We start from the raw sequence: 24275 nt of genomic DNA, 5'->3' as shown, positions 1-24275 counted from the left end.
CCCCTGATCCCGGTGGAGCAGCTTGTTTGCGAGAAACCTGAGAACGCCGCGTTAAACACCAGACCGCGGCATTATCGTTGAGGTTTTTCGCGAGCAAGCTCGCTCCTACGGATCAGACCTGGGATTGAGCCCCTTCAAACCACTTCAGTTGCTCACGCAGTTGCACCACTTCTCCCACGATGACCAATGTCGGCGCATGAACCTCGTGCTCCGCCACCAATCGCGGCAGGTCAGCCAGGGTGCCGGTAAACACCCGCTGGTTGGACGTGGTGCCTTGCTGGATCAGTGCGGCCGGAGTATCCGCGGAACGACCATGCTTGATCAGTTGCTCGCAGATGATCGGCAGACCAATCAGTCCCATGTAGAACACCAGGGTTTGTGACGGCGCGACCAGATCACTCCAGGGTAAATCCGAGGTACCGTTCTTCAAGTGCCCGGTGATGAAACGCACCGATTGCGCATGGTCGCGGTGAGTCAGGGGAATACCGGCATAGGCCGCACAGCCACTGGCCGCGGTAATGCCCGGCACCACCTGGAACGGAATGCCATGGGCCGCCAGCTCTTCGATTTCTTCGCCACCACGTCCGAAAATGAACGGATCGCCGCCTTTGAGACGCAACACACGTTTGCCCTGCTTGGCCAAATCCACCAGTTGCTGGTTGATCTGATCCTGCGGTACCGCATGCTCGGCCCGACGCTTGCCGACGTACACGCGCTCGGCATCACGGCGGCACAGCTCAAGAATCGCGGGCGCCACCAGACGGTCGTACAGCACCACATCGGCCTGCTGCATCAAGCGCAGGGCACGAAAGGTCAGCAAGTCCGGATCACCGGGGCCTGCACCGACCAGATACACCTCGCCCGGCGCATGGGGTGGCGCGCCATTGATCTTTTCCACCAGCAAACGCTCGGCTTCATCGCCCTGCCCGGCCAGTTGCCGATCGGCAATCGGGCCCTGGAAAACCTCTTCCCAGAACGCCCGACGTTGCTGTACGTCCGGAAACAGGCCTTTGACCTGGTGACGAAAGCGCGCCGCCAATCCAGCCAACTGGCCGTACGTCGACGGAATCCAGGTTTCCAGCTTGGCGCGTATCAACCGCGCCAGCACCGGCGCGTCGCCACCACTGGAAACCGCAATCACCAACGGAGAACGGTCGACAATCGCCGGAAAGATCACGCTGCACAGCGCGGGCGCATCCACCACGTTGACCGGCACGCAACGATGCCGGGCATCGCTGGACACCTGAGCGTTCAGCGGTTCATCGTCGGTTGCGGCAATAATCAGCACGCAGCCGTCCAGGTCTGACGCCTGATAGCCGCGGACAATCAGCTCGCCGCCACTGTTCTCTACCCGTTCACGCAACTGATCTTCGATATGCGGAGCAACCACCCGCAACAACGCGCCGGCATCGGCCAGTAGCCGGGATTTGCGCAACGCAATTTCCCCGCCACCGACGACTAATACACGGCTGCCGCGCAGGTTATGAAACAGCGGCAGAAATTCCATTTAGCCGATGACCTCGACGCCAGCCATGTAAGGCTTGAGCACTTCAGGAACGCGGATCGAACCGTCGGCCTGCTGATAGTTTTCCAGCACCGCCACCAAGGTACGGCCTACGGCCAGACCGGAGCCGTTGAGGGTGTGGACCAGTTCCGGCTTGCCCGTTTCCGGGTTACGGAAACGCGCCTGCATACGGCGAGCCTGGAAGTCTCCGCAGTTGGAGCACGACGAAATCTCGCGGTATTTGTCCTGGCTCGGCACCCACACTTCCAGATCGTAGGTCTTCACCGCGCTGAAACCCATGTCTCCGGTGCAAAGTGCCAGTACGCGGTATGGCAGCTCCAGCAATTGCAGGACCCGCTCGGCGTTGGCCGTCAGGCCTTCCAGCGCTTCCATCGAGGTCGAAGGTTCGACCACCTGCACCATCTCGACCTTGTCGAACTGGTGCTGACGGATCATCCCGCGAGTATCCCGGCCGGAAGCACCGGCTTCACTGCGGAAGCACGGCGTGTGCGCGACGAACTTCAACGGCAATTGCTTGGCGTCGAGAATTTCACCGGCAACGATATTGGTCAGCGACACTTCAGCCGTCGGGATCAGGTACAGATCGGCTTCGCCATCGCGGCTGATCTTGAACAAGTCCTCTTCGAACTTCGGCAACTGGCTGGTGCCCATCAGCGCCGGGGCCTGCACCAGGTATGGGGTCCAGGCTTCTTCGTAGCCGTGTTCACCGGTGTGCAGGTTGATCATGAACTGCGCCAGGGCGCGGTGCAGACGAGCAATCGGACCACGCAACAAGGCAAAACGAGCGCCAGACAGCTTGGCCGCGGTCTCGAAATCCAGGCCACCACTCAGTTCGCCCAAGGCGACATGGTCCTTGATCTCGAAATCAAAAGCCTTCGGCGTGCCCCAACGGCGCACTTCCACGTTACCGTCTTCATCTGCGCCCACCGGCACGGATTCATGGGGCAGGTTGGGAATACCCAGCAGGATCGAATCCAGTTCGCTCTGGATCGCGTCCAGCTCGACTTTGCCTGAGGCCAGCTCGCCCGCCATGCGCTCGACGTCCGCCATCAACGGCGCGATGTCTTCGCCGCGCTGCTTGGCCTGGCCGATGGATTTGGAGCGCGCATTCCGCTCAGCCTGCAGTGCTTCGGTGCGGGTCTGGACGGTCTTGCGCTGTTCTTCCAGCGCTTCGATGCGCGCAACATCCAAGGCAAAGCCACGGGATGCGAGGCGGTCCGCTACGTCCTGAAGGTTGCTACGTAACAGTTTGGAATCGAGCATGTCGGTCTCTCGTTATCAAAGTTTGGTCAGGGACAGGCCGGCCCAGGTGGCGAGCAGCCCGCCGAATACACTGATGGCCGCGTAGCCTATAGCCAGCGGCACTTGCCCGCTTTCCAGCAGGCGCACGGTATCCAGTGAAAAGGATGAAAAAGTGGTCAAGCCGCCAAGGAAGCCCACCAACAACCCGGCACGCACCTCAACAGGCACCTCCGGGCGTAACAAAAACAGGCCGTATAACATGCCGATCAGCAGGCAGCCCACGATATTAACGGCCAGCGTCGCGGTATAGAAGTGTTTCGGCCAATTGGCGTTAACCCAATTGCCCGTCGCAAAACGCAATAGCGTACCCGCAACCCCGCCCACCGAGACAGCAACGACCAAGGGAATCATGATTTTCTCCGCTGCCGCGGACTCAAACGATCGAGTGCGGCCAAATGATTGAGCTTTTCACCGATCTTCAACTCCAGGCCGCGCGGCACCGGCTGGTAGAACGGCTGAGGCTCGAGCGCCTCTGGAAAATAGTCTTCACCGGCGGCATAGGCATCCGGCTCGTCATGGGCATAACGGTATTCATCACCATAACCCAACTGTTTCATCAGCTTGGTCGGCGCATTGCGCAGATGCAGCGGCACTTCCAGCGAACCGTGCTCGGCGGCGGCACGCAATGCCGACTTGAAGCCCATGTACACCGCGTTGCTTTTCGGCGCGCAGGCCAGATACGTGATGGCCTGGGCCACCGCCAACTCGCCTTCCGGACTGCCCAGTCGTTCCTGCACCTCCCAGGCCGCCAGGCACAGGCTCAAGGCTCGGGGATCGGCGTTGCCGATATCTTCGCTGGCCATGCGCACCACGCGTCGCGCCAGGTACAACGGATCGCAGCCACCGTCGATCATGCGGGCAAACCAGTACAACGCGCCGTCCGGGTTGGAACCGCGCACTGACTTGTGCAACGCGGAGATCTGATCGTAGAACGCTTCACCGCCTTTATCGAAACGCCGACGGGTATCGCCCAGCAGGCTTTGCAGCAGGTCGACGCCGATTTCCCCGCCATCCTCCGCCAGGTCGGAGGCATTCTCCAGCAGATTGAGAAAACGCCGACCATCGCCATCAGCGGCGCTGAGCAAAATCTTGAAACCTTCCTCGCTCAGGCTCAACTGGCGCTTGCCCAAGCCCTTGTCTTCGGTAAGCGCGCGCTGCAGCAACTTTTGCATCGCCGCTTCGTCAAGGCTCTTGAGCACATAGACTCGCGCTCGGGACAGCAAGGCGTTGTTCAACTCAAAGGACGGGTTTTCGGTGGTCGCGCCAATAAATATCAGCGTGCCGTCTTCCACATAAGGCAGGAATGCATCCTGCTGCGACTTGTTGAAGCGGTGCACCTCGTCGACGAACAGAATCGTGCGCTTGCCGTACTGACCCGCCTGCTGCTTGGCAACTTCCACCGCCTGGCGGATCTCCTTCACGCCAGCCAACACCGCCGAGACCGTTTCAAAGTGTGCGTCAGAGACTTTCGCCAGCAGCCGGGCCAGGGTGGTCTTGCCCACGCCTGGCGGCCCCCAGAAAATCATCGAATGCAGCGCACCCTGCTCCAGGGCTTCGCGCAGGGGCTTACCGCGAGCGAGCAAGTGCTCTTGCCCGACATATTCGTCCAGATTCGTCGAGCGCAGGCGCGCTGCCAAAGGCTGGGCAATCGGGTCACTTCGAAACAGGTCCATGGGCAGCGTTTGAAACCTCTAGGCAGTTTATTCCTGGATCACGTCGGCACCCTTGGGCACGTCGAACTTGAACGTGGAAGCGGCGACCGGCTGGTTGGCCTTGACGCCGGTGAACAGGATATTGGTGCGCTGGCCGACGCTGTCGATCAGTTGCATGTCGTTGATCACGCCGTTACGGAATGACAGACGCAGGGTGTCGAACAGGGTGTCCTTGGACTTGGGCTTGAGGGTGAAGTCGATCACACCGCTTTGTTGTTTGGACGTGATGTCGAAACTTTCGCTGATCTGCGACACATCACCCGACAGCAGCAATGCCGGCGTCTGGCTCAGGCGCGGGTCAAGGGTCTTGATGGTCGCTTGTTCCAGGTCCGGGTCCCACAACGTGACTTTCTTGCCGTCAGAGACGATGGTCTGCTCATTCGGTGCGTCGGTTTTCCAGAAGAAAAGACCCGGACGCTGTACCGCCATTTCGCCAGCGGTTTCCTGCAATTGGGTGCCGCTGCCGTCCAGGGTCATCTGGGAAAAGCGCGCCGTCAGCGTCTTGGATTTGTCCAGCAGATTGGTCAGGCTCGCGACGGACGCCGGATCGGCGTGCGCCGTAAACGTGGTCAGGGCCAGTGCTGGCAACAACAGCATGCGGATAAGGCGCATGAGAGTCCTCATAGAATTCGTGTGAAGGGCGTGCCGCGTGTTGTCACGCGACACGTGAGTCAGTCGCGCATCTGCCCTGGAGCGATGACTTCGCGCGAACCGTTGGTGTTCATAGCGGTCACGACGCCGGCCATTTCCATGGCTTCGATCATGCGGGCGGCGCGGTTGTAGCCGATTTTCAGTTTACGCTGCACCGCGGAAATCGAGGCACGGCGACTCTCCAGCACGAACGCCACTGCCTCGTCGTACAGCGCGTCGGTTTCAGCATCGTCGTCGCCACCGCCACTGCCGCCTTCAAAGCCGCTGCCGGCTTCTTCGACGCCGTTGAGAATATCGTCGTTGTACTCCGGAGCGCCGCGCATTTTCCAGGCTTCCACCACCCGATGCACTTCATCGTCGGACACAAAGGCACCGTGAACACGAATCGGCAGGCTGGTACCCGGAGGCATGTACAACATGTCGCCGTGGCCCAGCAGTTGCTCGGCCCCGCCTTGGTCGATGATGGTCCGTGAGTCGATCTTGCTCGACACCTGGAACGCCATGCGGGTCGGAATGTTGGCCTTGATCAGACCGGTGATCACATCCACCGACGGCCGCTGGGTCGCCAGAATCAAGTGAATACCGGCCGCACGGGCTTTTTGCGCGATCCGCGCGATCAGTTCCTCGACCTTCTTGCCGACGATCATCATCATGTCGGCAAATTCATCGACCACCACGACGATGGTCGGCAGCTTGCTCAGCAGCGGCGCTTCATCGTGAATGTTTTCGCGCTTGTACAGCGGGTCGGTCAGCGGTGTGCCGGCGTCCTGGGCTTCCTTGACCTTGGCGTTGAAGCCGGACAGGTTGCGCACCCCCATCTTCGCCATCAGCTTGTAGCGGCGCTCCATCTCGGCGACGCTCCAGCGCAGGGCGTTGGCGGCGTCCTTCATGTCCGTCACCACCGGGCACAGCAGGTGCGGAATGCCTTCATAGATGGACAGTTCGAGCATTTTCGGGTCAATCATGATCAGCTTGGCGTCTTCCGGGCCAGACTTGAACAGGATCGACAGGATCATCGCGTTCACCCCCACCGACTTACCGGAACCGGTCGTACCGGCCACCAGCAAGTGCGGCATTTTCGCCAGGTCGGTGATGACGGGCTTGCCGCCGATGTCATGGCCCAATGCCAAGGTGACCGGAGACTTGAAGTTGTCGTACTCAGGCGTCGAAAGCACTTCGGAGAAGCGCACGATCTGTCGATCTTCATTCGGAATCTCGATGCCGACCGTGGTCTTGCCGGGGATCACTTCCACCACGCGCACGCTGGTCACGGCCAGCGACCGCGCCAGGTCCTTGGCCAGGTTGGCGATGCGACTGACCTTGACGCCGGCGGCCGGCTGGATTTCGTAACGGGTAATCACCGGACCGGGGTGAATCGAGTCCACCGCGACTTCGACGCCAAATTCCTTGAGCTTGATTTCCAGCAGGTGGCCAACCGCAGCCAACGATTCCGGAGAATAGTTGAGCTGTTTCTTCTCCGCAGGGTCGAGGATCGAAATCGGTGGCAAGGTGCCTTCAACCGCGCTATCGATGAACAACGGCGCCTGCTTTTCCTTCTGCACACGATGGCTTGGTTCGGGTGCCTTGGCCGGTGCCGGAGCGATCACCGGTGGCACTTGTTTCTCGCGATCCGTCATGTGCTTGGTCAGGGCCTGCTCACGCTCGATCAGCCGCTCCTTGACCTTGGCCTGTTCGCGACGATCCGGCGTACTCGGCGCCACGACTTCGTTCACACGGCTATCGACTTCACGCAACTGCGCAACCATGCGCTTGCGCTCCACCCGCGCCGACCACCAGCGGTTGGCGGCGGTCTGGAACAGCTCGAACAGGTCGAGGGTGATCTTGCCGGTCACGTCCATGACCTTGAACCAGGACAAATCCGTAAAGACCGTCAAGCCAAACAGGAACAACGCGATGAACATCAAGGTGCTGCCCTGAATGTTCATTGCCCTGCGGGCCAGATCGCCCAGGCTTTCACCCAGGGCCCCGCCCGCACCCGCCGGCAATCCGGTGGGCGCATGAAAATGGATATGCGCCAACGCGGCGCCAGACAGGATCAGGAAAACCAGGCCGATCAAGCGCCAGGAGAACAGCCAGCCGCTCCACTGCCACGGTTCATGCCGCTGACGGAAGATCTGCCAGGTCTTGATAGCCAGCAACAGCGGAAAGATATAGGCGAAATAGCCGAGGATCATGAACAGGATATCGGCGCTGTAGGAGCCCACGGGCCCGCCGAAGTTCTGCACATCATCGATCTTGCTGTTATGGCTCCAGCCCGGATCATCCTTGCCATAGGTGAGCAAGGCCATCATCAGGAACAGGCATAACGCACCGATGGCAATCAGCGCGCCTTCCTTGAGCCGATAGTGCAGATGCTGGCGCCAGGCCGGAACTACTGCTGTTTTAGGTGCTGCGGCGGATTTCTTCAAAACTGGTCTTTTCCTGCGCCTTTAGCGCGTCCAACTGTTGAATGACTGCGAAAATACTGCCCAATCCGGACAGCTGAAAAATGAACGAGCGTCATCAACACTCCTTTTAACACTCTGTAACTGAATCATGAATGGCGGTAACGCCTGCCTACAAGGATCCAGCGCGGCCATTGTACGGGTTTGTGTACCCGTTGCCACGCCGCGGCCTTGCTCTGCACAAGATAGCCAAGCGCATTTTTCAGGCATTTCAATTTGAGCATGCATTGTCTTTGCTGACAAAGGCTTATGCCCTGTTTTTATCAGACTGGACAAGCTTTGCCGAGGATCACCTCTCGTCATCCGCCCAATGGACCATGATATGACGCGATTACGACCACGCCCCCGCCACAGAGTTGCAGAAACACCCGCTCACGCATCGGCGCGCTGATTGTGCGATGAAGCTGGCCGCGCCGCGCCTGGTCGACAATAATCACTGCATATCGCGATGGGCCCAGGCCTGTCACCGCCCTCCCCTTCCGTAAGCCTGAATACCATGCTCACCTGGTTACAACGCAATACCCTGACGTTTCCACCGCTGGAAAAAGCCATGCGTGAACCCAACGGCCTGCTCGCGGCCGGCGGGGACTTGTCTGCTGACCGACTGATCCAGGCCTACCGTCATGGTTGCTTTCCCTGGTTTTCGGAGGGTCAGCCAATACTCTGGTGGTCGCCCGACCCGCGCACGGTATTGCTCCCCGACGAACTGCATGTCTCCCGCAGCCTGGGCAAGTTACTGCGCCAGCAGCGCTACAAGGTGACATTCGACCAGGACTTCGCCGCCGTGATCCAGGCCTGCGCCGCGCCCCGCAGCTACGCGGACGGCACCTGGATCACCGAAGCGATGCAGAATGCCTACCTGCAACTGCATCAACGCGGCTACGCCCATTCTGTTGAAGTCTGGGACCAGGACGAACTGGTCGGCGGCTTGTACGGCCTGGCCATGGGCCAATTGTTTTTTGGTGAATCCATGTTCAGCCGCGCCGACAACGCGTCGAAAGTCGGCTTCGTAACGCTGGTCAGGCAATTACAGGCCTGGGGCTTCGTATTGATCGATTGCCAGATGCCCACCGACCACCTGCATAGCCTGGGTGCCCGCGCCATACCCCGCAGCGTGTTTGCCGGCTTTTTGCGCGACCACCTGGACCAGGCCAGCGGCGCAGCATGGGTTTCTTAGGCGACTTGCTCACGCGTGGCTTACACTTGTTTCAAAGCTTATCCGAGGGCTGATCATGACCGAGCTGGCGCGCTTGAAGTTTTATGCCACTCAACCTCACGTTTGCAGCTATCTGCCCGATGAGCAGGCCACCACGCTGTTCCTCGATCCCAGCCAGCCAATGGACGTGCATGTCTACGCCGACTTGTCAGAGATGGGGTTTCGGCGCAGTGGCGATCATCTTTACCGGCCACACTGCCAACACTGTAACGCCTGCGTTCCGGCGCGCATTCCCGTGGATCAGTTCCTGGCGGATCGAAACCAGAAACGCATTCTCAAGCGCAACGCCGACCTGACTGTGACACCCGCCAAGCCAGGGTTCAGCGAAGAATATTTTGACCTTTACCAACGCTATATCGAACAACGCCACGCCGATGGCGACATGTTCCCCCCCAGTCGCGATCAGTTTTCCACCTTTCTGGTGCGTGAACTGCCGTTTTCGCGCTTCTACGAGTTTCGCCTTGAAGGCCGACTGCTGGCGGTTGCCGTCACTGACCTGCTACCCAATGGCCTGTCGGCGGTCTACACCTTCTACGAACCCGACGAAGATCGCCGCAGCCTGGGGCGTTTTGCCATTCTCTGGCAAATCAGCGAAGCACGCCGGCTGAAACTGGAGGCGGTCTACCTTGGATATTGGATCAAGAACTGCAAAAAGATGAACTACAAGACCCAATATCGGCCCATTGAGCTGCTGATTAATCAAAGATGGGTCACGCTTAACTAGAACCCCTTGGCTTAAACACCCTTTTTCGGGCACAATGCACGCCGCTTTTGCCTGGCGCAGTTGCACCGGGCCATTCACTGGATACCGAGGGCTTTACTGCATGTCGAAAGAAGACAGCTTCGAAATGGAAGGCACTGTCGTCGACACCCTGCCCAACACCATGTTTCGTGTGGAGTTGGAAAATGGGCACGTCGTAACCGCGCATATCTCCGGCAAGATGCGCAAGAACTACATTCGTATTCTTACCGGTGACAAAGTGCGCGTCGAACTGACGCCCTATGACTTGAGCAAAGGGCGCATCACTTACCGCGCTCGTTAAGCAAGTCAATACAAAACGCCCGGTTATGCCGGGCGTTTTTGTGTGCGCAGGATTTATGGTGGTGCATTATCCGTAGGAGCGAGCTTGCTCGCGAAAAACCCAGGACAACGCATTGAACCGGAAAGCATGCGTTATCGTTGACGTTCTTCGCGAGCAAGCTCGCTCCTGCATGAGCACCGCTATCAGGCCATTTCAGCCGTGGTTTCGAACTCGAAGGTCAGCTCGCCATCCTTCAGATCGATATGCACCACGCCACCATGGTCGGACAATTCGCCAAACAGAATCTCCTCGGCCAGCGGACGCTTGATCTTGTCCTGGATCAGGCGCGCCATTGGGCGAGCCCCCATTGCCGCGTCGTAGCCGCCTTCGGCGATCCAGCTGCGTGCCGCCTCCGTGACCTCCAGTTGCACGCGCTTGTCTTCCAACTGCGCCTGAAGCTCGGTAAGGAACTTGTCCACCACACTCTTGATCACCTCATGACTGAGGCGACCAAACTGGATGATGGTGTCCAGGCGGTTACGGAATTCCGGCGTGAAGCTCTTCTTGATCACTTCCATGGCATCGGAAGAGTGATCCTGATGAGTAAAGCCGATCGAAGCCCGCGCGGCCGTTTCGGCACCGGCGTTGGTGGTCATGATCACGATCACGTTGCGGAAGTCCGCCTTGCGTCCGTTGTTATCGGTCAGGGTCCCGTGGTCCATGACCTGCAACAGCAGATTGAAGACTTCCGGGTGAGCCTTTTCGATCTCATCCAGCAGCAATACGCAATGCGGCTGCTTGGTGATCGCCTCGGTCAACAGACCGCCCTGGTCGAAACCGACATAACCCGGAGGCGCACCGATCAGGCGCGACACAGTGTGACGCTCCATGTACTCGGACATGTCGAACCGCACCAGTTCGATCCCCATAGCCTTGGCCAACTGCCGCGCCGCTTCGGTCTTGCCGACGCCGGTAGGCCCGGCAAACAGGAACGAACCGACCGGTTTATCCGGCGACTTGAGGCCCGCACGGGACAACTTGATCGCCGTCGACAGCGAATCGATCGCAGCATCCTGGCCAAACACCGTCAGCTTGAGGTCGCGCTCCAGGTTACGCAGCAGCTCCTTGTCGGAACTGGTGACGTGTTTCGGCGGAATTCGCGCGATTTTCGCCACGATATCCTCGACCTGGGGCACATCGATACGCTTCACGCGCTTCTCGACCGGCTGCAGGCGCTGATAAGCCCCCGCCTCGTCGATCACATCGATCGCCTTGTCCGGCATGTGCCGGTCATTGATATAGCGCGACGCCAGCTCGGCGGCGGAACGCAAGGCTTCGTCGGTATACTCGATGCCATGGTGCGCTTCAAACCGCCCCTTGAGACCGCGCAGGATACCGATGGTGTCTTCGACCGAAGGCTCGGACACGTCGACCTTCTGGAAACGCCGCGCCAACGCGCGGTCTTTTTCGAAGATCCCACGGAATTCCTGGAACGTGGTCGAACCGATGCAGCGGATATCACCCGACGACAACAACGGCTTGAGCAGGTTGGAAGCGTCCATCACTCCGCCGGAAGCCGCTCCAGCGCCAATGATGGTGTGGATTTCATCAATGAAGAGAATCGCCTGGGGGCGTTTTTTCAGTTCGCCAAGCAACGCCTTGAAGCGCTTCTCGAAGTCGCCACGGTACTTGGTCCCGGCGAGCAACGCGCCGAGATCCAGGGAATAGACAACGCTGTTGGCCAGCAAGTCAGGTACCTGGTTATCCACGATACGCTTGGCCAGGCCTTCGGCAATCGCGGTCTTGCCCACGCCCGCCTCGCCTACCAGCAGCGGATTGTTTTTGCGCCGACGCGCGAGGATCTGCGCTACGCGCTCCACTTCAAGCTCACGCCCTACCAGTGGGTCAATCCGCCCCTGGCGCGCCAGTTCATTGAGATTGCTGGCATACGCATCCAGCGGGTTGCCCGAAGACGACGGCTCACCGCCTTCTTCGTCCTGCATATCCTGCTCGCCTTCGGAAGGATCGCCGTGCCCTGGCACTTTCGAGATACCGTGGGCGATGTAGTTGACGACATCGATACGGGCAACGCTCTGCTGCTTGAGCAGGAACACGGCCTGGCTTTCCTGCTCACTGAAGATGGCAACCAATACATTGGCGCCCGTGACTTCGCGCTTGCCGGAGCTCTGTACGTGAAAGACAGCACGCTGCAATACCCGCTGAAAGCCCAGCGTCGGCTGGGTTTCACGGTCCTCGTCATGAACCGGGATCAGTGGCGTCGTGGAGTCGATAAACTCCTGCAGATCATGCTTGAGCTTGTCGAGGTTGGCGCCGCACGCCCGCAAAACGGTGGCAGCAGCTTCGTTATCCAAAAGTGCCAGCAGCAGGTGCTCGACGGTCATGAATTCATGACGTTTCGAGCGAGCCTCCTTGAAGGCAAGATTGAGGGTGACTTCGAGCTCGCGGTTTAACATAGCTTCACCTCATACCCAAGTGGTCGGAGTTAACCGTCCTTCTCGATTTCACAGAGTAGCGGATGCTGGCTTTCCCTGGCGTACTGGTTGACCTGCATGGCCTTGGTCTCGGCGATGTCGCGGGTAAACACTCCACATACTGCCCGTCCTTCTGTATGAACGGCCAGCATTACCTTGGTCGCCAACTCGCGGTTCAGGTTAAAAAACACCTCGAGTACTTCTACGACGAAATCCATCGGCGTGTAGTCATCATTGAACAAAACCACCTTGTACATCGGCGGTGCCTGTAAAGCCGGCTTTGCTTCCTGAACAGCAATGCCTGCAGAACCGTCGTCATGTTCGTGACCTTCCTGGTCATCCTGGTGGAAAGTCGGGCGGTCCTGATTGAATGTTAGTCGAATCTGGCTGATTGCATGCATGGAAAGAAAGGTTCGTCAGTTGTGCAAATACAGTGGTGGGGGCGACCTGTCAGAAATTCAACTCCAACCGACTGGCCACCTTGACTATCGGAAAATCAGTGTTACAACCAATAGAACCCACAGTGGGTAAAAAAGGTCCGCGCAGTCAACCTTATTTATTCGGGTTAGGACGGATGAACTGGATGATACTCCAGTGATGGAGTCTGGTGCAGAGGGATATGAGCATGGCAAGCGGTAAGGTCAAGTGGTTCAACAACGCCAAGGGCTATGGCTTCATAAATGAAGAAGGCAAGGATGAAGACCTTTTTGCGCACTACTCCGCCATCGTCATGGAGGGTTATAAGACGCTGAAAGCGGGCCAGGAAGTGTCCTTTGAGATCATTGAAGCACCCAAAGGCAGGCATGCAGTAAATATCAGTGCTCCGGTAATCGCTGGCAAAGCCCAGGAAGGCCTTGCTCAAGAATCAAAAGAGCAACTGGCCTGACAAGCCACCGAGCAAGCGCCAGGCAATAAAAAACCGGCCACCCAGAGTAATCAGGAAGGCCGGTTTTTTTTACAACCGCGGCATTACATGTGGGAAATCAACGCATCCCCGAACCCCGACGACGACACCAGCTTGGCACCGTCCATCAGGCGCTCGAAGTCATAGGTAACGGTCTTGGCCGAAATCGCACCGTTGGTGCCCTTGATGATCAAGTCGGCGGCCTCGGTCCATCCCATGTGCCGCAGCATCATTTCCGCCGAGAGAATCAACGAACCCGGGTTGACCTGATCCTTGCCGGCGTATTTCGGCGCGGTACCGTGGGTAGCCTCGAACATGGCCACGGTATCGGACAGGTTGGCGCCCGGCGCAATGCCGATCCCGCCCACTTCCGCCGCCAGGGCGTCGGAGAGATAATCACCGTTGAGGTTCAGGGTAGCGATCACATCGTATTCGGCCGGGCGTAGCAGGATCTGCTGGAGCATGGCGTCGGCGATGGCGTCCTTGACCACGACATGTTTGCCGGTGCGCGGGTTCTTGAACTGCATCCACGGACCGCCATCAAGCAGGGTCGCGCCGAACTCTTCAGCCGCCACTTCGTAGGCCCATTCCTTGAAGGCACCTTCGGTGAACTTCATGATGTTGCCTTTGTGCACGATGGTCAGCGAGTCGCGGTCGTTATCGACTACATATTGCAGGGCCTTGCGCGCCAGGCGCTTGGTGCCTTCCTTGGAGACCGGCTTGACGCCGATGCCGCAATCCTGGTCGAAACGGATCTTGGTGACCCCCATTTCTTCCTTCAAGAACTTGATGACCTTGATCGCCTCCGGGGAACCGGCTTTCCACTCGATCCCGGCGTAAATGTCCTCGGAGTTCTCCCGGAAGATGGTCATGTCCACATCACCGGGCTTCTTGACCGGGCTCGGCACGCCTTCGAACCAGCGCACCGGGCGCAGGCATACATACAGGTCAAGCTGCTGGCGCAGGGCGACGTTCAGCGAACGGATACCACCACCGACCGGCGTGGTCAGCGGGCCCTTGATGGAAACCACGTAGTCCTTGACCGCATCCAGGGTTTCCTGAGGCAGCCAAGTGTCCTGATCGTAAACCTGAGTGGCTTTCTCGCCGGCATACACCTCCATCCAGGAGATCTTGCGCTTGCCGCCGTAAGCCTTGTCAACAGCTGCATCGACAACCTTGATCATCACAGGGCTGATGTCGACGCCAATACCGTCACCTTCGATGAAGGGGATGATCGGGTTGTCAGGAACATTGAGAGAATGGTCTGCATTGACGGTGATTTTGTCGCCGACTGCCGGAACCTGAATCTTCTTGTATCCCATGCTGAACTCCGTTTGTGGATTAAACATCTGGCTGCGTCCGAGCCTACTCCAGTTAAATGTGGACCGAAACCTCACGCCCGGCAAATTTGCCACGAAAAAAGCCGAATCAGTCGCCTACAAGCTTGAAACACAAGGGAAAAGTGCCAAACCTGAGCACTTCGTGCGACTTTAGGCGCACCTCCGCCCCTGCGACCTTTAGACCAATGGACGACACACCTTTTGTATGAAGGCTCGGCGTAAGCATAGCGACCTATGTATAATGCCGCCGCTGACCAAAGAGTCACGACGGCCGACAGCTCTAAACTGAGCCCCTCCGCCAGAAAAGCCGGACTACTACAGTAGCCCACCCGCTTGACGCTCGACTGATGCAACCCAACATCACCGCGAAGAAACATCGACATTTCGCTCATGGATGACTTTGAACGAACGCGCTTTACCCGGCGCATCTCGAGTTTCTGCGCACGCTTTTAGCAAAGAAGAGAGTTAATCCGAATATGCCCACCCGCTCGAAGATCATCTATACCTTCACCGACGAAGCTCCAGCCCTCGCCACCTATTCACTGTTGCCTATCGTGGAAGCCTTCACCGCTTCTGCTGATATTGCCGTTGAAACCCGCGACATCTCCCTCGCAGGGCGCATCCTCGCAAGCTTCCCCGAGCAACTGGGCACCAAGGCCGTAGCCGACCACCTCGCCGAACTGGGCGCCCTGGCCGTCACCCCTGAAGCCAACATCATCAAGCTGCCCAACATCAGCGCTTCGACGCCGCAGCTGCAAGCCGCGATCAAAGAGCTGCAAGCCCAGGGCTACGCCCTGCCGGACTACCCGGAAACCGTAACCACCGACGCGGAAAAAGAAACCCGCGCACGTTACGACAAGGTCAAGGGCAGCGCCGTGAACCCGGTCCTGCGCGAAGGCAACTCCGATCGCCGCGCACCGCTGTCGGTCAAGAATTACGCGCGCAAGCACCCGCACAAAATGGGCGCCTGGGCTAAAGACTCCAAGTCCCACGTCGCTCACATGAGCACGGGTGACTTCTACGGCAGTGAAAAAGCCGTACAGATCGAAGCCGCCGATGCTGTCAAAATCGAGCTGATCGCCAAAGACGGCACCGCCACCGTCCTGAAAGAGAAAACCAGCGCACAGGCCGGCGAGATTCTCGACTGCTCGGTGATGAGCAAAAACGCCCTGCGCGCGTTCATTGCCGGCGAAATCGAAGACGCCAAGAAACAAGGCGTGCTGCTCTCGGTTCACTTGAAGGCGACCATGATGAAGGTCTCCGACCCGATCATGTTTGGCCAGATCGTCGCCGAGTTCTACAAAGACGCCCTCGCCAAGCACGCTGACGTGCTGGCACAGATCGGCTTTAACCTGAACAACGGTATTGGCGACCTGTACGCTCGCATCAAGGCCCTGCCGGCCGAGCAGCAAGCACAGATCGAAGCCGACATCCAGGCGGTCTACGCCGCGCGCCCATCGCTGGCGATGGTCAACTCGGACAAAGGCATCACCAACCTGCACGTGCCGAGCGACGTGATCGTCGACGCCTCGATGCCGGCCATGATCCGTGACTCCGGCAAGATGTGGGGCACCGACGGCCAGTTGCACGACACCAAGGCCGTGATCCCGGACCGTTGCTACGCCACCATCTACCAGGCGGTGATCGAAGACTGCAAGGCCAACGGCGCCTTCGACCCGACCACCATGGGCAGCGTGCCAAACGTTGGCCTGATGGCGAAAAAAGCCGAAGAGTACGGCTCCCACGACAAGACCTTCCAGATCAAGGCTGACGGCGTCGTCCGCGTCACCGACAGCCAGGGCAACCTGCTGATGGAACAGGCTGTCGAAGCCGGCGACATCTTCCGCATGTGCCAGACCAAAGACGCACCGATCCAGGACTGGGTCAAACTGGCCGTCAACCGTGCTCGCGCCAGCAACACGCCAGCCGTTTTCTGGCTGGACCCGCTGCGCGCTCACGACGGCGTCGTGGTCGAGAAAGTCCAGGCCTACCTGAAGGACCACAACACCGAAGGCCTGGACATCCGCATCATGTCGCCGGTCGACGCGATGAAGTTCACTCTGGAACGTACCCGCAAGGGCCTGGACACCATCTCCGTCACTGGCAACGTACTGCGCGACTACCTGACCGACCTGTTCCCGATCATGGAACTGGGCACCAGCGCCAAGATGCTGTCGATCGTGCCGCTGATGAACGGTGGCGGCCTGTTCGAAACCGGCGCCGGCGGTTCGGCTCCGAAGCACGTGCAGCAACTGGTGGAAGAGAACTTCCTGCGCTGGGATTCCCTGGGCGAGTTCCTGGCCCTGGCTGCGTCCCTTGAGCATTTGGGTGTGAACTACAACAACCCGAAAGCCCTGGTACTGTCCAAGACCCTGGACCAGGCCACCGGCCAGTTCCTCGACAACAACAAGTCGCCATCGCGCAAAGTCGGCAACATCGACAACCGCGGCAGTCACTTCTACCTGGCGCTGTACTGGGCTCAGGCCCTGGCCGCACAGACCGAAGACACTGCACTGCAAGCGCAGTTTGGCGAACTGGCCAAGACCCTGACCGCGAACGAAGCAACCATCGTTGCCGAACTCAACGCCGTCCAGGGCAAGCCAGCGGACATCGGCGGCTACTACGCACCGAACCCCGAACTGACCAGCAAGGCCATGCGCCCGAGCGACACCTTCAACGCGGCGATTGCCAAGCTGAAGTAAGGTTGTAAGGATGCACAGAAGCCCCGGCCTTGTGCCGGGGTTTCTGTTTCCGGAGACTGCGATTTTGCCGAAGAAACCGGATCCAAATGTGGGAACGGGCTTGCTCGCTCCCACACCGACCGCGTCACACTCTGAATCGAGGTTTTTAATGACCTGGCAACCCCACATCACCGTCGCCACCATCGTCGAAGACAACGGCCGCTTCCTGATGGTCGAGGAACTCAAGGGCGGCCGCGCCGTGCTCAATCAGCCGGCCGGCCACCTGGACCCGAACGAAACCCTGACCGAGGCCGCCGTGCGCGAAACCCTCGAAGAAACCGGCTGGGATGTCGAAGCCACCGGCATCGTCGGGATTTACCTGTACACCGCCCCCAGCAACGGCGTGACGTACCAGCGGGTGTGCTTTGTCGCCAAAGCCTTGAAACACCACCCCGACTATCAACTGGATGAAGGCATTGTTCGCGCCCGCTGGCTGACTCGCGACGAATTGATAGCCTTGCGCGAGGACTGGCGCAGCGAGCTGATCATCCGCTGCATTGATGATTATCTGGCAGGCTTTCGCCACAGTCTCGAATTGATCCGCCCTTCTCTTTAGCCTTGCGCGCTCCAGCCTGCTAGAATCGCGTCCTTTTTAAAGACACCCGTTGAAATCCTATGCGTGATCCAGCCCCTTCTGACACCCAAAAGAAGCGCGTCATCGTCGGTATGTCCGGCGGCGTGGATTCTTCCGTTTCCGCCGTCCTGCTCATGGAGCAGGGTTATCAGGTGGAAGGCCTGTTCATGAAGAACTGGGAAGAAGACGATGGAACGGAATACTGCACCGCCATGGACGATCTGGCGGACGCCCAGGCGGTTTGCGACAAGATTGGCATCAAGCTGCACACCGCCAACTTCGCCGCCGAGTACTGGGATAACGTGTTCGAGCATTTCCTGGCCGAATACAAGGCTGGTCGTACGCCGAACCCGGACATCCTGTGCAACCGCGAAATCAAGTTCAAGGCGTTCCTCGACTACGCCATGATGTTGGGCGCCGAGCTGATTGCTACCGGCCACTACGTACGTCGCCGTGACATCGACGGGCGCACCGAACTGCTCAAGGGCCTGGACCCGAACAAGGACCAGAGCTACTTCCTGCACGCCGTCGGCGGCGAGCAGATCGCCAAAACGCTGTTCCCGGTGGGCGAACTGGAAAAGCCCGAGGTGCGCAGGATTGCCGAAAAACACGGCCTGGCCACCGCCAAGAAGAAGGATTCCACCGGCATCTGCTTTATCGGCGAGCGCCGCTTCAGCGACTTCCTCAAGCAATACCTACCCGCGCAGCCAGGTGAGATCAAAACCACTGAAGGGGAAGTCATCGGCCGCCACCACGGCCTGATGTACCACACCATCGGTCAGCGCCAGGGCCTGGGCATCGGGGGTTTGAAAGATGCGAGCGAAGAGCCGTGGTACGTGCTGGTCAAGGACCTGGAGCACAACGAGTTGATCGTTGGCCAGGGCAACGATCACCCATGGCTGTTCTCCGGCGCCCTGCTCGCTTCGGACATCTATTGGGTCAACCCGATCGACCTGAGCACTCCGCGCCAACTGACGGCCAAGGTGCGCTATCGCCAGAGCGACCAGTCCTGCACCCTGGAAAAAACCGCCAGCGGTTATCGCGCCACCTTCGATGATCCACAGCGCGCTGTTACGCCCGGCCAGTCGGTGGTGTTCTATGACGGCGAAATTTGCCTGGGAGGCGGCGTGATTGAAGTCGCCGAACCCTGGAGCAGCCAGGCATGAGCCCGACCCAAGAGCAATTAACGGCATTGGGCGGGGTATTTCTCGCCGCGGTGCTGGTGGACAAGATCGCCAAGACCGGACAGGTCACCGAGTCGGGCCTGACCTGCATGCTCGGCAGTCTGTTGATCCGCGACCCCAAGGACACCCTGGAAGTCTACGGCGGCGACGACCTGGCCCTGCGCGAAGGTTATCGTGCGCTGATCGGCGCCCTGGAACGTGACCCCAGCACCCTGCAGCGCGAGCCGCTGCGCTATGCGCTGTCGATGCTCGGCCTTGAGCGACAACTGGCCAAGCGCGACGACCTGCTGGAAACCATCGGCAAGCGCCTGCCGCAAATCCAGTCCCAGGTCGAGCATTTCGGCCCGGCCCACGAAAACGTGGTCGCTGCCTGTGGCGCGCTGTACCAGGACACCCTCAGCACGCTGCGCCAACGAATCCAGGTCCACGGAGACATGCGCAACCTGCAACAACCGAATAACGCCTCGAAAATCCGTGCCCTGCTGCTGGCCGGCATTCGTTCGGCGCGGCTATGGCGGCAATTGGGCGGCCATCGTTGGCAACTGGTCATCAGTCGTCGCAAATTGCTTAAAGAGCTTTACCCGTTGATGCGCAACGAATAAGTCGCAGCAACAGGCCTTTTTTCAGAGCGTCACGCGTAATACGCCGGTCAGTTGGCAACGGACCGGCGGATTTTTTCATGTATGATACGCGCCCCATTTCGTTGCCCGACTGTCCGAGAGCACCCCATGCAGCTTTCTTCGCTCACTGCGGTTTCCCCTGTAGACGGCCGCTACGCCGGCAAAACCCAGGCCCTGCGCCCGATTTTCAGCGAATACGGCCTGATCCGTGCTCGTGTCCTGGTTGAAGTGCGCTGGCTCCAGCGCCTGGCCGCCCACCCCGCCATCAGCGAAGTGCCGGCGTTTTCCGCCGAAGCCAACGCTGTACTGAACACCCTGGCGGAAAACTTCTCCCTGGAACACGCCGAGCGCGTCAAGGAGATCGAGCGCACCACCAACCACGACGTAAAAGCCATCGAATACCTGCTCAAAGAGCAAGCGGCCAAGCTGCCGGAACTGGCCCAGGTCAGCGAATTCATCCACTTTGCCTGCACCAGCGAGGACATCAACAACCTGTCCCACGCCCTGATGCTGCGCGAAGGCCGTGATGACGTGATGCTGCCGCTGATGCGCCAGACCGCCAACGCCATCCGCGAACTGGCGATCCGCTTTGCCGACGTGCCAATGCTGTCGCGCACCCACGGCCAACCGGCTTCGCCGACGACCCTGGGCAAAGAGCTGGCCAACGTGGTCTATCGCCTGGAGCGCCAGATCGCCCAAGTCGCCGCCGTGCCGCTGCTGGGCAAAATCAACGGCGCCGTGGGCAACTACAACGCCCACCTGTCGGCGTACCCGGAAATCGATTGGGAAGCCAACGCTCGCGCCTTTATCGAAGACGAGCTGGGCCTGGGTTTCAACCCGTACACTACGCAGATCGAACCTCACGACTACATCGCCGAGCTGTTCGACGCGATCGCGCGCTTCAACACCATTCTGATCGACTTCGACCGCGATATCTGGGGCTACATCTCCCTGGGTTACTTCAAGCAGCGCACGATTGCCGGTGAAATCGGCTCGTCGACCATGCCGCACAAGGTCAACCCGATCGACTTCGAAAACTCCGAAGGCAACCTCGGCATCGCCAACGCGCTGTTCCAACACCTGGCCAGCAAACTGCCAATCTCCCGCTGGCAGCGCGACCTGACCGACTCCACCGTACTGCGCAACCTCGGCGTGGGCTTTGCCCATAGCGTGATCGCGTACGAAGCCAGCCTCAAAGGCATCAGCAAACTGGAACTCAACGAGCAGAAGATTGCCGCAGACCTGGATGCTTGCTGGGAAGTGCTGGCCGAACCGATCCAGACCGTGATGCGCCGCTACAACATCGAAAATCCGTACGAGAAACTGAAAGAGCTGACACGTGGCAAGGGCATCAGCCCTGAAGCGCTGCAAACGTTCATCGATGGCCTGGACATGCCGGCAGCCGCCAAGGCCGAGCTGAAACTGCTCACTCCGGCCAACTACATCGGCAACGCTGTAGCGCAAGCCAAACGCATCTGATCGCGGCCTGAGCCCTTGAGACGCCCGGCAGCGCCGGGCGTTTTTATTCCCGTATGAAAAGTGCTTTTTTTCAATAGGTTACACATGAATCCTGATATTCCTCTGCAACTTCTAGGCGGCATCACGGCACGGGAGTTCCTGCGCGACTACTGGCAGAAAAAACCGCTGCTGATCCGCCAGGCCATCCCTGACTTCGAAAGCCCGATCGACGCCGACGAACTGGCCGGACTGGCTCTGGAAGAAGAAGTCGAGTCGCGCCTGGTGATCGAGCACGGCGAGCGCCCCTGGGAACTGCGTCGCGGCCCGTTTGCCGAAGATGCCTTCAGCAACTTGCCCGAACGCGACTGGACCTTGCTGGTACAGGCCGTCGATCAGTTCGTGCCGGAAGTCGCCGAACTGCTGGAAAACTTCCGCTTCCTGCCGAGCTGGCGGATTGACGATGTGATGATCAGCTTTGCCGCACCTGGCGGTAGCGTCGGCCCGCACTTCGACAATTACGACGTGTTCCTGCTGCAAGGTGCCGGCAAGCGCAGCTGGAAAATCGGCCAGATGTGCGATTCCGAAAGCTCGCTGCTGCAACATGCCGACTTGCGCATTCTCTCGGATTTCGAAGAGACCGCCGAGTGGGTACTGGAACCCGGCGACATGCTCTACCTGCCCCCGCGCCTCGCGCATTGTGGCGTTGCCATCGATGACTGCATGACCTACTCAGTCGGCTTCCGCGCGCCAAGCGCTGCCGAGGTGCTGACGCACTTCACCGATTTCCTCAGCCAATACTTGACTGACGAAGAGCGCTACACCGACGCCGACGCCCAACCTGTCAGCGATCCGCACCAGATCCAGCACGACGCCCTCGACCGCCTCAAGGGCCTGTTGGCCGAGCACATGAGCGACGAGCGCATGCTGCTGACCTGGTTCGGCCAGTTCATGACCGAGCCGCGCTATCCGGAGCTGGTCGTGGGTCCTGAACTGGAAGAAGACGACTTCCTCGGCAGCCTGGAACAGGGCGCGGTACTGATCCGCAACCCAAGCGCACGCCTGGCGTGGTCCGAAGTCGATGACGACCTGCTGCTGTTCGCCAGCGGCCAGAGCCGTTACCTGCCAGGCAAACTGCGCGAGCTGCTGAAGATGATTTGTGCCGCCGACGCCTTGCACATCGACAACCTCGGCCCATGGCTGGCGGATGAAGACGGCCGCGACCTGCTGTGTGAACTGGTCAAGCAAGGAAGCCTGGGGTTTGCCGATGAATAAAATTCGCGTACGTGTCGCAGACTGGCTAAAGGACAACGCCGAGATCCGGCGCATTCGTGAAGCCGTGTTTATCGCCGAGCAATCGGTTCCACCTGAGCTGGAGTGGGATTCCGATGACGATGGCGCGGTGCATTTCCTCGCCTTCGAAGGCGACTTTCCGATTGGCACCGCTCGCCTGCTGCCCAGCGGCGAGATTGGCCGCGTATCGGTCCTCAAGGACTGGCGCGGCCTGAAAGTCGGTGACGCCTTGATGGAAGCGGTGATCGCCGAAACCGAAAGGCGCGGGCAGACCAGGCAGTTTCTCAGCGCACAGGTCTATGCCGCGCCCTTTTACGAGCGCCTGGGCTTCAAGATTGTCAGCGATGAGTTCCTCGAAGTGGGGATCCCTCATGTTGATATGGTGCGCGGGGACTGATTCGGGACCGCGTTGCCCCCTTCGCGAGCAAGCCCGCTCCCACATTTGACCGCATTCCACAGGATATACCCGGTCAAGTGTGGGAGCGGGCTTGCTCGCGAAAGCTATTTAAGCAGCACCACAAATGCCCTGCCATGCCAGGGCATTTTGCCGTCTACGATTCAACTTGTGACCCGCCAGGCCGACAAACTGGCACTATCAAGCCTAAATGACTCGCAGAGATAACGGACATGTCCCTACGCACCCTGCTCATCGCCCTGCTCCTGAGCACCAGTCTTCCTGTGACAGCAGCCACCGAGATCGTCCCCCTGAGCAACCGCACCAGCGCAGACCTGCTGCCAGTGGCACAGCATTTCATTGGCAAGGACGGCAGCGTCAGCGCCTACGGCAATCAACTCATCGTGAATGCCGAGCCAGACAAGATCCAGGCACTGCGTACCTTCCTGGCGCAGCTCGACACGCCGGCGAAGCGCCTGCTGATCACCGTCGACACCAATGAAAACAATCAACAAAGCAATACCCACATCATCACTTACAGCACCGCTAGCCGTGATGGTGGCATCCAGCAGATCCAGGCCAGCGAAGGCGTACCGGCATTGATCCAGGTAGGCCAGAGCGTGCCGCTGACCACCACCCAGCCGGACACCTATGGCCGCCTGCAAAACCAGACCCAATACCGCAACGTCACCCAGGGTTTCTACGTCACCGCCAGCGTCACCGGCGAGACCGTCCACTTGAGCATCAGTACCAATCGTGACCGCATGAGTCAGGAACGTCCCGATGTAGTGAATGTGCAGAGTACCGACACAACCGTCAGCGGACGCCTGGGCGAGTGGATCACCCTCGCCGGCATCAATCGTCAGACCCAGGCCGACAAACAAGGCGCAACCCGCACGTACTCGACTCAAGGGCGCGATGACCTGACCCTGCGGGTCAAAGTCGAAAGCCTGAACTGAAGCACCAAAAACTGACTGATGAGTCGTATTAGACCAAAGATGTAGTGCTTTAAAAAAAGCACTACAAAACATTTGACGATCCAAAAAAGCATGGGCATGATGGCCTCGCTCCCGCTGATCAGGGGCCCTGGCAAGGGCCTTCGGATCGTCGCTCTAAGTTACCCCCCTGAGCCGATTCGTGTCTGTACCGCCCACAAGGTGTGTTTGACGAGGTTGCGACTGGAACGAAGTTGTCCCGAGGGACGGAAGCGTAACTAGGTAACCTGGCAATACACTGTTGGATCGTATGAAGGCCCACGACGCCTGAAGACTGTTCTCGGTTCGCCTCTACCTGCTCACTTCCCCCTTGAGCCCATCGTTCATCCGTCGCCTTCCCCGCCAGACCTGACTTGAGCGCCTAAGCTTCTGGTCAGCGAGCAGCCATAT

General features: G+C 59.3%; 21 protein-coding genes. 12 read left to right on the top strand and 9 right to left on the bottom strand.

Translation table 11 applies throughout. The features are described from left to right. Positions 1-112 precede the first annotated feature (112 nt). From cysG to AC6CIA_RS24175, 6 genes are read right to left on the bottom strand one after another with little or no spacing between them, the layout of a single operon-like run. Positions 113-1507 carry a siroheme synthase CysG gene (gene cysG / locus AC6CIA_RS24200; protein ID WP_498315637.1) on the bottom strand — a complete coding sequence of 465 codons (1395 nt, stop codon included), beginning with the start codon at positions 1505-1507 and terminating at the stop codon, positions 113-115. Beyond that, positions 1508-2788 (bottom strand): serine--tRNA ligase, encoded by a 1281-nt coding sequence (serS, locus tag AC6CIA_RS24195; protein WP_498315636.1) that lies wholly within the window; start codon positions 2786-2788, stop codon positions 1508-1510. It abuts the gene before it with no gap. A gap of 15 nt (positions 2789-2803) precedes the next feature. After that, complete coding sequence (gene crcB / locus AC6CIA_RS24190) at positions 2804-3178, bottom strand: fluoride efflux transporter CrcB (RefSeq protein WP_084378035.1); 375 nt, start codon at positions 3176-3178, stop codon at positions 2804-2806. Beyond that, positions 3175-4500 (bottom strand): replication-associated recombination protein A, encoded by a 1326-nt coding sequence (locus AC6CIA_RS24185; RefSeq protein WP_498315635.1) that lies wholly within the window; start codon positions 4498-4500, stop codon positions 3175-3177. Before AC6CIA_RS24185 ends, crcB begins: the two co-directional genes overlap by 4 nt. Positions 4501-4527: 27 nt before the next feature. Beyond that, the gene (gene lolA / locus AC6CIA_RS24180) at positions 4528-5151 is read right to left on the bottom strand and encodes an outer membrane lipoprotein periplasmic chaperone LolA (protein WP_339528466.1); all 624 of its coding nucleotides are present in this window, start codon (positions 5149-5151) and stop codon (positions 4528-4530) included. A gap of 59 nt (positions 5152-5210) precedes the next feature. Continuing rightward, a complete protein-coding gene (locus AC6CIA_RS24175) occupies positions 5211-7619 on the bottom strand; it encodes a DNA translocase FtsK (RefSeq protein ID WP_498315634.1) in 2409 nt (802 codons plus the stop codon). A gap of 532 nt (positions 7620-8151) precedes the next feature. Here AC6CIA_RS24175 and aat point away from each other — a divergent pair. The 3 genes from aat (at position 8152) to infA (ending at position 9914) form a co-directional block, all read left to right on the top strand. After that, positions 8152-8832 carry a leucyl/phenylalanyl-tRNA--protein transferase gene (aat, locus tag AC6CIA_RS24170; RefSeq protein WP_498315633.1) on the top strand — a complete coding sequence of 227 codons (681 nt, stop codon included), beginning with the start codon at positions 8152-8154 and terminating at the stop codon, positions 8830-8832. 55 nt (positions 8833-8887) lie between these two features. Next, positions 8888-9595, top strand: coding sequence for an arginyltransferase (locus tag AC6CIA_RS24165; protein ID WP_339528463.1), 708 nt, complete (start codon positions 8888-8890; stop codon positions 9593-9595). Between the two features lie 100 nt (positions 9596-9695). Continuing rightward, positions 9696-9914, top strand: a complete 219-nt coding sequence (gene infA, locus AC6CIA_RS24160) for a translation initiation factor IF-1 (protein WP_002553999.1) — start codon at positions 9696-9698, stop codon at positions 9912-9914. A gap of 182 nt (positions 9915-10096) precedes the next feature. On the opposite strand, the gene clpA is transcribed toward infA, so the two are convergent. Both clpA and clpS read right to left on the bottom strand, forming a co-directional pair. Next, positions 10097-12367, bottom strand: coding sequence for an ATP-dependent Clp protease ATP-binding subunit ClpA (gene clpA / locus AC6CIA_RS24155; protein ID WP_498315632.1), 2271 nt, complete (start codon positions 12365-12367; stop codon positions 10097-10099). A 29-nt stretch (positions 12368-12396) separates the two neighbouring features. After that, positions 12397-12786, bottom strand: coding sequence for an ATP-dependent Clp protease adapter ClpS (gene clpS / locus AC6CIA_RS24150; protein ID WP_498315631.1), 390 nt, complete (start codon positions 12784-12786; stop codon positions 12397-12399). 218 nt (positions 12787-13004) lie between these two features. On the opposite strand from clpS, the gene cspD reads away from it, so the two are divergent. Next, complete coding sequence (gene cspD, locus AC6CIA_RS24145; RefSeq protein WP_084378044.1) at positions 13005-13271, top strand: cold shock domain-containing protein CspD; 267 nt, start codon at positions 13005-13007, stop codon at positions 13269-13271. Between the two features lie 83 nt (positions 13272-13354). Here the strand turns inward: cspD and icd are convergent, their stop codons facing one another. Beyond that, complete coding sequence (icd, locus tag AC6CIA_RS24140; RefSeq protein WP_498315630.1) at positions 13355-14611, bottom strand: NADP-dependent isocitrate dehydrogenase; 1257 nt, start codon at positions 14609-14611, stop codon at positions 13355-13357. 494 nt (positions 14612-15105) lie between these two features. On the opposite strand from icd, the gene AC6CIA_RS24135 reads away from it, so the two are divergent. The 8 genes from AC6CIA_RS24135 to AC6CIA_RS24100 all read left to right on the top strand — a co-directional run bounded on the left by AC6CIA_RS24135 (position 15106) and on the right by AC6CIA_RS24100 (position 23849). After that, on the top strand, positions 15106-17331 hold the full coding sequence (locus tag AC6CIA_RS24135) for an NADP-dependent isocitrate dehydrogenase (protein ID WP_498315629.1): 2226 nt from the start codon (positions 15106-15108) through the stop codon (positions 17329-17331). A 148-nt stretch (positions 17332-17479) separates the two neighbouring features. Continuing rightward, the gene (locus tag AC6CIA_RS24130) at positions 17480-17926 is read left to right on the top strand and encodes an NUDIX hydrolase (protein WP_498315628.1); all 447 of its coding nucleotides are present in this window, start codon (positions 17480-17482) and stop codon (positions 17924-17926) included. 59 nt (positions 17927-17985) lie between these two features. Further along, positions 17986-19110, top strand: a complete 1125-nt coding sequence (gene mnmA / locus AC6CIA_RS24125) for a tRNA 2-thiouridine(34) synthase MnmA (protein ID WP_498315627.1) — start codon at positions 17986-17988, stop codon at positions 19108-19110. After that, positions 19107-19730, top strand: coding sequence for a high frequency lysogenization protein HflD (gene hflD / locus AC6CIA_RS24120; RefSeq protein ID WP_084378049.1), 624 nt, complete (start codon positions 19107-19109; stop codon positions 19728-19730). Before mnmA ends, hflD begins: the two co-directional genes overlap by 4 nt. A gap of 126 nt (positions 19731-19856) precedes the next feature. Beyond that, positions 19857-21227: an adenylosuccinate lyase gene (gene purB / locus AC6CIA_RS24115; RefSeq protein ID WP_034098692.1), complete on the top strand. Its 1371-nt coding sequence runs from the start codon at positions 19857-19859 to the stop codon at positions 21225-21227. A gap of 84 nt (positions 21228-21311) precedes the next feature. Continuing rightward, positions 21312-22478, top strand: coding sequence for a ribosomal protein uL16 3-hydroxylase (locus tag AC6CIA_RS24110; protein ID WP_498315626.1), 1167 nt, complete (start codon positions 21312-21314; stop codon positions 22476-22478). Continuing rightward, complete coding sequence (locus tag AC6CIA_RS24105; RefSeq protein WP_498315625.1) at positions 22471-22893, top strand: GNAT family N-acetyltransferase; 423 nt, start codon at positions 22471-22473, stop codon at positions 22891-22893. Before AC6CIA_RS24110 ends, AC6CIA_RS24105 begins: the two co-directional genes overlap by 8 nt. Before the next feature lie 230 nt (positions 22894-23123). After that, on the top strand, positions 23124-23849 hold the full coding sequence (locus AC6CIA_RS24100) for a secretin N-terminal domain-containing protein (RefSeq protein ID WP_498315624.1): 726 nt from the start codon (positions 23124-23126) through the stop codon (positions 23847-23849). Positions 23850-24275 lie beyond the last annotated feature (426 nt).

It is taken from the genome of Pseudomonas sp. GQ91 (assembly GCF_059758795.1).
Note: the sequence above shows the minus strand (reverse complement) of the source record. Positions and strands in the feature narration are given on the sequence as shown.

Bases quoted from the DNA above. Each gene is read 5' to 3' on its own strand.
- cysG (WP_498315637.1), bottom strand. From the start codon at position 1,507: ATGGAATTTCTGCCGCTGTTTCATAACCTGCGCGGCAGCCGTGTATTA.
- serS (WP_498315636.1), bottom strand. From the start codon at position 2,788: ATGCTCGATTCCAAACTGTTACGTAGCAACCTTCAGGACGTAGCGGAC.
- crcB (WP_084378035.1), bottom strand. From the start codon at position 3,178: ATGATTCCCTTGGTCGTTGCTGTCTCGGTGGGCGGGGTTGCGGGTACG.
- AC6CIA_RS24185 (WP_498315635.1), bottom strand. From the start codon at position 4,500: ATGGACCTGTTTCGAAGTGACCCGATTGCCCAGCCTTTGGCAGCGCGC.
- lolA (WP_339528466.1), bottom strand. From the start codon at position 5,151: ATGCGCCTTATCCGCATGCTGTTGTTGCCAGCACTGGCCCTGACCACG.
- aat (WP_498315633.1), top strand. From the start codon at position 8,152: ATGCTCACCTGGTTACAACGCAATACCCTGACGTTTCCACCGCTGGAA.
- AC6CIA_RS24165 (WP_339528463.1), top strand. From the start codon at position 8,888: ATGACCGAGCTGGCGCGCTTGAAGTTTTATGCCACTCAACCTCACGTT.
- infA (WP_002553999.1), top strand. From the start codon at position 9,696: ATGTCGAAAGAAGACAGCTTCGAAATGGAAGGCACTGTCGTCGACACC.
- clpA (WP_498315632.1), bottom strand. From the start codon at position 12,367: ATGTTAAACCGCGAGCTCGAAGTCACCCTCAATCTTGCCTTCAAGGAG.
- clpS (WP_498315631.1), bottom strand. From the start codon at position 12,786: ATGCATGCAATCAGCCAGATTCGACTAACATTCAATCAGGACCGCCCG.
- cspD (WP_084378044.1), top strand. From the start codon at position 13,005: ATGAGCATGGCAAGCGGTAAGGTCAAGTGGTTCAACAACGCCAAGGGC.
- icd (WP_498315630.1), bottom strand. From the start codon at position 14,611: ATGGGATACAAGAAGATTCAGGTTCCGGCAGTCGGCGACAAAATCACC.
- AC6CIA_RS24135 (WP_498315629.1), top strand. From the start codon at position 15,106: ATGCCCACCCGCTCGAAGATCATCTATACCTTCACCGACGAAGCTCCA.
- AC6CIA_RS24130 (WP_498315628.1), top strand. From the start codon at position 17,480: ATGACCTGGCAACCCCACATCACCGTCGCCACCATCGTCGAAGACAAC.
- mnmA (WP_498315627.1), top strand. From the start codon at position 17,986: ATGCGTGATCCAGCCCCTTCTGACACCCAAAAGAAGCGCGTCATCGTC.
- hflD (WP_084378049.1), top strand. From the start codon at position 19,107: ATGAGCCCGACCCAAGAGCAATTAACGGCATTGGGCGGGGTATTTCTC.
- purB (WP_034098692.1), top strand. From the start codon at position 19,857: ATGCAGCTTTCTTCGCTCACTGCGGTTTCCCCTGTAGACGGCCGCTAC.
- AC6CIA_RS24110 (WP_498315626.1), top strand. From the start codon at position 21,312: ATGAATCCTGATATTCCTCTGCAACTTCTAGGCGGCATCACGGCACGG.
- AC6CIA_RS24105 (WP_498315625.1), top strand. From the start codon at position 22,471: ATGAATAAAATTCGCGTACGTGTCGCAGACTGGCTAAAGGACAACGCC.
- AC6CIA_RS24100 (WP_498315624.1), top strand. From the start codon at position 23,124: ATGTCCCTACGCACCCTGCTCATCGCCCTGCTCCTGAGCACCAGTCTT.